Origin of the sequence: Sphingomonas sp., from assembly GCF_042096255.1 — a bacterium.
Classification (GTDB): Bacteria; Pseudomonadota; Alphaproteobacteria; order Sphingomonadales; family Sphingomonadaceae; genus Sphingomonas.
In genome coordinates, this window is sequence record NZ_JBELLZ010000112.1 from 1 (window position 1) to 8,928 (window position 8,928).

Genomic DNA, 8,928 nt, shown 5'->3' on the forward strand with positions numbered 1-8,928 from the left:
GTGTGCTCTTCCGATCTCGCGCCGCTCTACGAGGACAAGGTCGTCGACTTCCTGTTCGACAAGGCCGAGGTGACCGACCGCGAGACCACCCGCGAGGAGCTGGAGGAAGCGATCGAGAGCGAGGACGGCTTCGCGACCGGCACGCACACCCACGATCACGACAACCACAAGCCGCGCCAGAAGAAGAAGGCCAAGGCTGACGACGCCGAGCCGGTGGACGCGGGCGAGCAGCCTGCTGAAGCTGAGGTCGAGGCGGCGCCCGCGCCTGCCAAGAAGCCGCGTGCCAAGAAGGCCGCGCCGATCGAGGCCGAGACTCAGGTGCTGGAAGCGCAGCCGGACGTGGCCGAGGCGGCCGAGGGCACCGGTTCGCCCGACGAGGCCCCGCCCGCGCCCAAGAAGCCGCGCGCCAAGAAGAAGGCCGAGCCTAAGGCCGAGGGCGAAGGCGAGGCCTGATCCGCGATCGTGGTGCCGGGCCCGTCCCGGCATCCACGGTTCGGCAACGACCTTGCGGCTAGGCTGTATGGCGACGTGGACTCCGGCGTGATGCCGGGGCGACGAGGGGGCTATCCTTGACCGAACCGACGATCGCCGTGCTGCTGCCCTGCTACAATGAGGAGGCGGCGATCGCGCAAACGGTCGCCGCGTTCAGCGCGGCGCTGCCGTCCGCGGCGATCTACGTCTTCGACAACAACAGCCGGGATCGCACGGTCGCAGTCGCGCGCGCCGCGGGCGCGATCGTCCGGACCGAGCGGATCCAGGGGAAGGGCGCGGTCGTGCGCCGCATGTTCGCGGACGTGGAGGCGGACGTCTATGTGATGGCGGACGGCGACGCGACCTATGATGCCACCGCCGCCCCCGCGATGGTCACCCGCCTGCTGGAAGAGAAGCTCGACATGGTGGTGGGTAGCCGTGTGCACGAGGCGGCGGAGGCCTATCGTCGCGGCCACGTGCTGGGCAATCGGATGATGACCGGCATCCTGGCGCGGCTGTTCGGGCGCAGTTTCTCCGATATCTTCTCGGGTTACCGGATATTCTCGCGACGGTTCGTGAAGAGCTTTCCGGTGCTGTCGGTCGGCTTTGAGATCGAGACCGAGATCAGCGTCCATGCGCTGGAGCTGAAGATGCCCACCGCCGAGATCGAAACGCGCTATTTCGCACGCCTCGAAGGCTCCTCCTCCAAGCTGAGCACCTACCGGGACGGCTTCCGCATCCTCGGCACCATCGCGACGCTCTATCGGATCGAGCGGCCGCTCTGGTATTTCGGTGGGCTCGCTGGAGCGCTGGCGCTGCTGGCGGTGATCCTCGCAGTGCCGCTGGCGATCACCTATGCGCAGACGGGGCTGGTGCCGCGCTTCCCCACCGCGATCCTGGTCACCGGGCTGATGATCCTGGCGGCCCTGTCGTTCTTCGCGGGGCTCATCCTCGATACGGTGGTCAGAGGGCGTCGCGAGGTGCGGCGGCTCGCCTATCTGTCGATCCCGATCGATCTGTCGCGGCGCAGTGCAAGAATCTCGTAGATCAGCCGCACCGCCGCGAGCGTCAGCACACCATAGACCAGATAGCTGTAGCGCGGCACCGGCTGGACGATCGCATAGGGTAGGCCGGCGACGAGGACGTAGAGCAGCAGATACCCGTCCACACGTCGTCCGCGCCATGCACCGATCGTCAGTCCGGTCAGCCCCAGCAGCGACGCTAGCCAGATCGGTACTAGCCGCAGCCAGGTGGCGTTGCGCCAGACGGTGGCGCGCATCTGCCATTCGTCCGGCAGGTAGAACTGGCGATAGTGCCGCAGCGTCAGATTAAGGAAGTCGCCCGGATGCGCTGCGATCCAGCGCTTGGCTTCCTCCCCGAGCGACGCCGCATAGGCGATCTCGCCCACTTGCCGGACGCGTGCGGCGGCGGCGGGGCTGTTGAACGGGTGGATGGCGTCGATCCGCGCATTGAAGGTTGCGTCGCGGGGCGATCCGGCCAGCGCGGCATCGTGGTTGGCCAGCGCCAGTTCCAGCCCGAAGTTGCTTCGTAGCGGGACAAACCGCCCGAACGCCTCAGCGTTGCGAACGGCCCAGGGCGTCAGGAACAGAGCGGTTGCCAATGCGCCGCCGAAGGCGAACAGCGCGAGCCTTCCCAGCGTGAGATGGCGGCACGCGAACAGGCCCCAGCAGGCGGCAATGCCGATCCCCGCCGGCGGGCTGACGAAGAAGGTCAAGGCCGTGGTTCCGGCGGCCAGTGCCATGTGGCGGACGCCGAACCGGTCGTCCCGTTCCCAGGCGAGCAGCATCAGCAGGTTCGCGCACGCCAGGCACAGCGCCAGCGCCCCCTCCCACACACGAAAGTCCGCCGCCTCCTGCGCCAGCATGGCGGGCGAGATCGCCAGCACCAGCAACCCGGCCCGGGCAACGCCGGGTCGCATCCCGGCGGCGCGACCGACGGCATAGAGCAGCCCCAGCGCCGCAAGACTCTGCACGATGCCCCACAGCGCGACCGCGAGGTTCGCCGCTTCCGAAGGATAGCCGAACAGTCGGTACAGCCCCCCCGCGATCGCCGCGGAGGTCGGCAGCAGGTGCGCGGTCGGTCCCTGGCCAGTGTAGAAGGAGTCGGCGATGCCGTCGCCGCGCGCCACCGCCAGCGCGACATGGCTCGCCTCGCCCAGGTCGACGAAGGACCATAATGCGCCCGCGGCATGCGCCCACACCAGCCGCACCATCGCCGCCAGCGCCAGCAGCAGCGCGACATCAGCGATCTCGCCGCGCCCGGTCTTGGTTCCCCCCGTCATCACCCCTTCCTGTCTCGGCTTGGGGGTGGACGCAACGACAGGCTTGAAGTCGCTGGCCCAAGCGCCGATGTTGCTGCCCTGAGATCGGGGAAGAGAGAGTTTCCATGCACAATCCGTTCGAGACCGGCGATTTCGCAGGCGCCCTGGCGCGCGCCGGGGTCGGCATGCAGCCGACCACCGCGGGCCTCGTCCCCATCGTGATCGAGCAGTCGAACCGCGGCGAGCGCTCGTTCGACATCTTCTCGCGCCTGCTGCGCGAGCGCATCGTGTTCGTCACGGGCGGGGTGGAGGATGGCATGGCCAGCCTGATCACCGCGCAGCTGCTGTTCCTGGAATCGGAGAATCCGAAGAAGGACATCTTCATGTACATCAACTCGCCGGGCGGGGTGGTGACGGCAGGCATGGCGATCCACGACACGATGCAGTACATCCGTCCGCGCGTCGGCACGGTGTGCATCGGCCAGGCCGCCTCGATGGGCAGCTTCCTGCTGGCGAGCGGTGAGCCCGGCATGCGCGTGGCGCTCACCAACGCGCGGATCATGATCCACCAGCCTTCGGGCGGCGCACAGGGCATGGCCAGCGATATCGAGATCCAGGCGCGCGAAATCCTGCGCATCCGCGCGCGGATGAACGAGCTCTATGCCCAGTACACCGGCCAGCCGATCGAGGAGATCGAGCGGCGGATGGACCGCGACACGTTCATGTCGTCCAGCGAAGCCAAGGACTTCGGCCTGATCGACGAGGTGTTCGACAAACGACCGGCGCCGGCGGACGACATGGCGGCGGCGGCTTGAGGCGCCTGCGCGCCGGATCGTCTCGATTTCGGCGTTTTTGGTGATTGTGCGTTGACGGCATCGGACTACGATGCCCTGTTCCGGTGCGCGCCCCGGTACCCTGTGCGCGAGAGGTGATTGAATGACCAAGCTCAGCGGTGGCGACTCGAAGAGCACGCTCTACTGCTCGTTCTGCGGCAAGTCGCAGCACGAGGTGCGCAAGCTGATCGCCGGCCCGACCGTGTTCATCTGCGACGAATGCGTGGAACTGTGCAACGACATCATCCGCGAGGAAGCGAAGTCGTCGCTCGTCTCCAAGAAGGATGGCGGCGTGCCTAGCCCGCAGGAGATCTGCAACGTCCTTGACGACTATGTGATCGGCCAGAAGCAGGCCAAGCGCGTGCTGTCGGTGGCGGTGCACAACCACTACAAGCGGCTGAACCACGGCGCGAAGGGCGCGGATGTCGAGCTCGCCAAGTCGAACATCCTGCTCGTCGGCCCCACCGGCTGCGGCAAGACCTTGCTCGCGCAGACGCTGGCGCGCATCCTCGACGTGCCGTTCACCATGGCCGACGCGACCACGCTGACCGAAGCCGGCTATGTCGGCGAGGATGTCGAGAACATCATCCTCAAGCTGCTCCAAGCCAGCGACTATAACGTCGAGCGGGCGCAGCGCGGCATCGTCTATATCGACGAGATCGACAAGATCAGCCGCAAGGCGGAGAACCCTTCGATCACCCGCGACGTTTCGGGTGAGGGCGTGCAGCAGGCTTTGCTCAAGCTGATGGAGGGAACCACCGCCTCCGTCCCGCCGCAGGGCGGGCGCAAGCATCCCCAGCAGGAGTTTCTCCAGGTCGACACGACCAACATCCTGTTCATCTGCGGCGGCGCGTTCAGCGGGCTGGAGAAGATCATCGGCGATCGCCTGCAGGGCAAGTCGATCGGCTTCGGCGCCTATGTCGCCGCGCCCGAGGAGAAGCGCACCGGCGAGGTGCTGCGCCAGACCGAGCCGGAGGATCTGCTGAAGTTCGGCCTGATTCCCGAATTCGTCGGCCGCCTGCCGGTGATCGCGACCCTGGAGGACCTCGATGTCACCGCGCTGGTCAAGATCCTGACCGAGCCGAAGAACGCGCTGGTAAAGCAGTATCAGAAGCTGTTCGACATGGAGGACGTGGGCCTCGGCTTCACCGACGACGCGCTGGTCACGGTCGCCAAGAAGGCGATCGACCGCAAGACCGGCGCGCGCGGCCTGCGCTCGATCCTGGAGGGCATCCTGCTCGATACCATGTTCGACCTGCCGGACATGAATTCGGTGGACGAGGTGATGATCGACAAGGACGTGGTGGAAGGCCGCAAGGAGCCGATCCGCGTTTATGCCGAGAAGAAGAAGGCTGGCGACGCCGCCTGAAGTTCCGGAGCGGCCGGCATGCTATGGTGGCGGAAGCGTCGGGAAGTGCCGGTGCGTCCGCCACGCATCCTCGTCCACATGGGGCTGCACAAGACCGGGTCGTCGGCGATCCAGGAATATTTCCATTCCGCGCGCGGCAGCATGGCGGAGGTTGGCTTCGTCTATCCGGACCTGGGATCGGCGAACCACTTCAAGCTCGCCGTGGCGGTGGCCGGCGATGGCGAGGCGGGTCGCGCCAGCCTGATCGGATATATGGCCCGCCATGCGGAAGCGTCGGCGGGCGAAGCACAGGCGGTCCGGCAGCGGATCGCCGACCATGTCGCGCGGCTTGGCGACGATTGGCTGATCCTCTCGCACGAGAATTTCGCCCAGCCTGCGCGCCTGCGGCAGCTTGTTGCCTTTCTGAAGGAGATTGCGCCGGAAGCTGAGGTCCATGCGCTGGTCTATGTCCGCAGCCCGCCCTCGCTCTATCCGTCCGTCGTGCAGCAGGTGCTGAAAGCGCGGCGCATTGCCCGTCCGCCGGACGGGTGGAAATCCAATCACGAGGAGCGCGCTGCCCTGATCCGAGCCACTTTTGGCGAGCGCGCGACGATCCGCGTCTTTGATCGCAATGTGCTGACCGAAGGCGATGTGATCGCTGACATCCGCGCGACGGTGCATCGGATCACCGGCCGTTGGCTGCCGCCCCCGCGCCGTGCATATGCGACTCATTCGGCGATGGCGGCGCCGATCTGCGCCCTGCTGTTCCGGTACAATCAGGCTTGCCCCGAAGGCGAGATCGCGTCCTTCGCCGGCCTGCGCGACGCGCTGATCCGTTTCGCATCGGGCCGGGGCGAACCGAAGCTTGTTCTTCCCACCGACTGGAGGGCGCTGATCGCTGCCCGCCACCAGCAGCGGTGGAACATGCTGGTCGAGGACCTCGAATATGAACCCGCCGCCCTAAAGGAGATCCGCTTGTCGCCGGAGTCACCCGGAGCCCCGAATGGTCGGGCGCGAACGTTGGAGCAGTGGCTTGGCGGCTATGAGGATCCGGCATTCAATCGCGCTTTCCTGGAGTGGCTTGGAACCGATCCGAAGCACGCGGCGATGATCGATGCCGATGCGCGCGCCTGGATGGAGGCGCGGGTCGGATAGTGGGTGGACGATCTGCGCCGGAGATCGCGCATGGCGGGGCCCGATATTGAGTTTCGCGCGAGGGGCCGTATCGCATTGGCGCCCGGTGGGCGCGCTTGAAGGAAATCGCATGCGACTGGTCATCCACGCAGGTCTGAACAAGACGGGATCGTCGTCGCTTCAGTCGTATCTGCACCACGTACGTCCGGCGCTCGCCGAGGCGGGCGTGCTCTATCCCGATCTCGGCGCGCGCGCGCATTGGCGGATCGCCGCCGAACTGGCCCAGCGCGGTGGCGGGCGCGAGGCGGGCGCGGGTGGCTATCTTGGCCGATTGGCCGATCGCGATGGTGTCGGGGATGCGCTTGATACGCTCGCCGGGCTGATCCGACAGCACCGGAACAGCGACCAGGTGATGCTGATCTCGCAGGAGAATTTTGGCACGCTGCAGACCATGACCCGCCTGCGCAAGTTCGTTCGGCAGGTGGATCCTGCGCTGACGCCAACTGTCATGGCCTATGCGCGTGAGCCCGCGTCGCTCTTCCAGTCCTCCGTCCAGCACAACGTCAAGGCGGGCAAGTCCTACTTTCATCCGCTCAGCTGGACGAGCCAGCACCACGTGCGGGTGAAGGGTCTGCGGAAGGTCTGCGGCGACGATCTGAAGCTGCGGTGCTTCTCGTCCAAGACGCTAACCGACGGTGACGTGATCGCCGATTTCAGGGACTGGTTCCGGCTCGAGACCGGGCGGGACCTGCCGGAGGCCGGGCGTAGCTTCGGTGCGAACAGCGCTTTGTCCGCGCAGGGGTGCGCGTTGCTGGTCGAGGCGCAGGAAGATCCGTCCTCGCCGCTGCGGGACATTCCGGACCTGCGCAAGAAGATCTCGGGCTTCGACGGGCCTTATGCAACCCGGTCGAAACTGGCCCTGCCAGTGGAGTGGCAGCGACTGCTCCGGAGCCGGCTCGGCGCGGAATGGAACGCGATCGTCGATACGATGGACTCCCCGGACGAGGTCAAGGCACGGGCACGGGTGGATGTCGAGCCGGTCGAGGCGGACGTTGCGCCCGACGCGGTGACGCGCTGGCTGCTCGGCTATGCCACGCCGGAATATCGGGACGGACTGCTGGCTCATCTCGCGAGGCGCCCATCGGGTAAGGCGGCCGGGAACCGGGGAAGGCGGCGGTCAAGGCCAAGCAGTCCCCTGCCGGGAATGACCGAGGCTTAGGGGCTTGCGCGGCGACGCTTTGCTACACCGGAGATACAGGCTAGCGGTGCCGGGCAGGCAGAGCGGAGATCGACCTTCATGCGCGTCCTTGTCCACGTTGGGCTTCCGAAGACCGGGTCGTCGGCGATCCAGGAGTATCTGTACGCGGTTCGTGACGCGCTGGCTTCGCTCTCGATCCGGTACCCGGACCTTGGTCATGCCAGCCACTGGAAGCTGGCTGCCGCGATCGAGGAGGGACAGCACGAGCACAAGGCGTCCAAGAAGCGTGAACTCAAGGGCTTCCTGGCGCGGCGTGCGGCACGCGAAGGCACGGAAGGAGCGCTGGACACCGTTATCGACGAACTGAAGGCAGCGGGGCCGGACGACGTGGTGATCCTCTCTCACGAGTATTTCGGTGGTGCACGGGGACGTGTTCTCCGCAAGTTTCTCACGAAGGTCGTTCCGGACGCGGAAGTGTACGCGATTGGCTACGTCCGCCACCCGGTTTCCTTCTATCCTTCCGGTGTCCAGCAGGCGCTCAAGGGCTTGGGCCAGCCGCCATCTCCGTCCGGCTTCGCCTCTACCCATCCCGTACGGGTGGCGGCGCTCCGCCGTGTATTCGAGAACGTCACCCTGCGGCTTTATGACAGGAAGCTTCTCTCAGGCGGCGACGTCATCGAGGATTTTCGCGAGCAGGCCGGACTCATCCTCGGACGCCCGCTGCCGGCGGCCCCGCACACCCTTTCCACAAACGCCTCGATGTCGGGCCCGGCCTGCGCGTTGCTTGCCCGACACAAGCGGGACTTCCCCGGCACGAGCCACGGCTATGCCATCTTTAGGGAAGCCGTGGCGAGATTCGGTGAGCAGCACGGCGGCGCGCCCTTGCGGATCCCGGAGGCCTGGGTCCAGATCATCGAACAGGGGCACCGCGACGCTTGGAACGGCGTCGTAGAAGGACTTGACTATCCGGACGAGGTCAAGGCACGCGCGACTATCCAGCCCTCGCCGGCGGACATGCAGGTCATTTCCCATGCGGAAGTGAATGCGTGGCTTGAGTCCTTCTACGATCCGGAGTTTAGCAAGGCCTTGCTAAGCCATCTGAGATCGAACCGACCCGCCGGGAGGTGGGGCGCGGTTTTCCGCTGGCTCGACGCGCAACATACCGCGCAGCCCACCGGGACAGCGATGCAGCCGTCTTGATGGTGGGAGGCGAGACAGCGTGTGGTGGTGACGGACGCGGTCGGACGATGTGATTGATGCTGCGGGACGGGTCCCCCATATAGCTGGCAAGCGCCACGTTGGCGGCGCGCCGGAGTCAGCATGATCAGTCTTCCCGTCCTTCCACTTCGCGATATCGTCGTTTTCCCGCACATGATCGTGCCCTTGTTTGTCGGGCGCGATAAGTCCGTCGCCGCGCTGGAAGCGGCGATGGCGGACGACAAGGAGATTTTCCTAGTCGCGCAGCTCGACCCGGCGAACGACGATCCGGAGCGGGATGATCTCTACGAGGTCGGCGTAACCGCGACCGTTCTCCAGCTCCTGAAGCTGCCGGACGGCACCGTACGCGTGCTCGTTGAAGGCAAGCAGCGCGGTCGCTTTGGCGAGCTTGCAATCGCCGGTAAGGGCCATCTTGTCGCCACGGTGGAGCTCATCGAGGAAGTCG

Annotated in this window: 8 protein-coding genes and 1 pseudogene; 8 read left to right on the top strand and 1 reads right to left on the bottom strand. The window is 66.2% G+C overall.

All coding sequences use genetic code 11. The annotated features are described in order from the left end of the window. Both ACFDTH_RS15820 and ACFDTH_RS15825 read left to right on the top strand, forming a co-directional pair. A pseudogene (locus ACFDTH_RS15820) lies at positions 1-453 on the top strand (trigger factor); the annotation flags it as partial. Between the two features lie 116 nt (positions 454-569). Next, complete coding sequence (locus tag ACFDTH_RS15825; RefSeq protein ID WP_375288523.1) at positions 570-1,517, top strand: glycosyltransferase family 2 protein; 948 nt, start codon at positions 570-572, stop codon at positions 1,515-1,517. Here ACFDTH_RS15825 and ACFDTH_RS15830 read toward each other — a convergent pair. After that, positions 1,466-2,773 (bottom strand): hypothetical protein, encoded by a 1,308-nt coding sequence (locus tag ACFDTH_RS15830; RefSeq protein WP_375288524.1) that lies wholly within the window; start codon positions 2,771-2,773, stop codon positions 1,466-1,468. The two genes, ACFDTH_RS15825 and ACFDTH_RS15830, sit on opposite strands and share 52 nt — an antisense overlap. Positions 2,774-2,877: 104 nt before the next feature. On the opposite strand from ACFDTH_RS15830, the gene clpP reads away from it, so the two are divergent. The 6 genes from clpP to ACFDTH_RS15860 form a co-directional block, all read left to right on the top strand. Then, positions 2,878-3,567 carry an ATP-dependent Clp endopeptidase proteolytic subunit ClpP gene (gene clpP, locus ACFDTH_RS15835; protein WP_375288525.1) on the top strand — a complete coding sequence of 230 codons (690 nt, stop codon included), beginning with the start codon at positions 2,878-2,880 and terminating at the stop codon, positions 3,565-3,567. 121 nt (positions 3,568-3,688) lie between these two features. After that, a complete protein-coding gene (gene clpX, locus ACFDTH_RS15840) occupies positions 3,689-4,954 on the top strand; it encodes an ATP-dependent Clp protease ATP-binding subunit ClpX (RefSeq protein ID WP_375288526.1) in 1,266 nt (421 codons plus the stop codon). Positions 4,955-5,005: 51 nt separating this feature from the next. After that, positions 5,006-6,088 carry a hypothetical protein gene (locus ACFDTH_RS15845; RefSeq protein WP_375288527.1) on the top strand — a complete coding sequence of 361 codons (1,083 nt, stop codon included), beginning with the start codon at positions 5,006-5,008 and terminating at the stop codon, positions 6,086-6,088. Between the two features lie 109 nt (positions 6,089-6,197). Further along, complete coding sequence (locus ACFDTH_RS15850; protein ID WP_375288528.1) at positions 6,198-7,286, top strand: hypothetical protein; 1,089 nt, start codon at positions 6,198-6,200, stop codon at positions 7,284-7,286. Positions 7,287-7,364: 78 nt separating this feature from the next. Then, on the top strand, positions 7,365-8,465 hold the full coding sequence (locus tag ACFDTH_RS15855) for a hypothetical protein (RefSeq protein WP_375288529.1): 1,101 nt from the start codon (positions 7,365-7,367) through the stop codon (positions 8,463-8,465). Positions 8,466-8,585: 120 nt separating this feature from the next. Beyond that, positions 8,586-8,928 (top strand): LON peptidase substrate-binding domain-containing protein (locus tag ACFDTH_RS15860; RefSeq protein WP_375288530.1); only part of this gene is annotated, 343 nt, incomplete at its 3' end.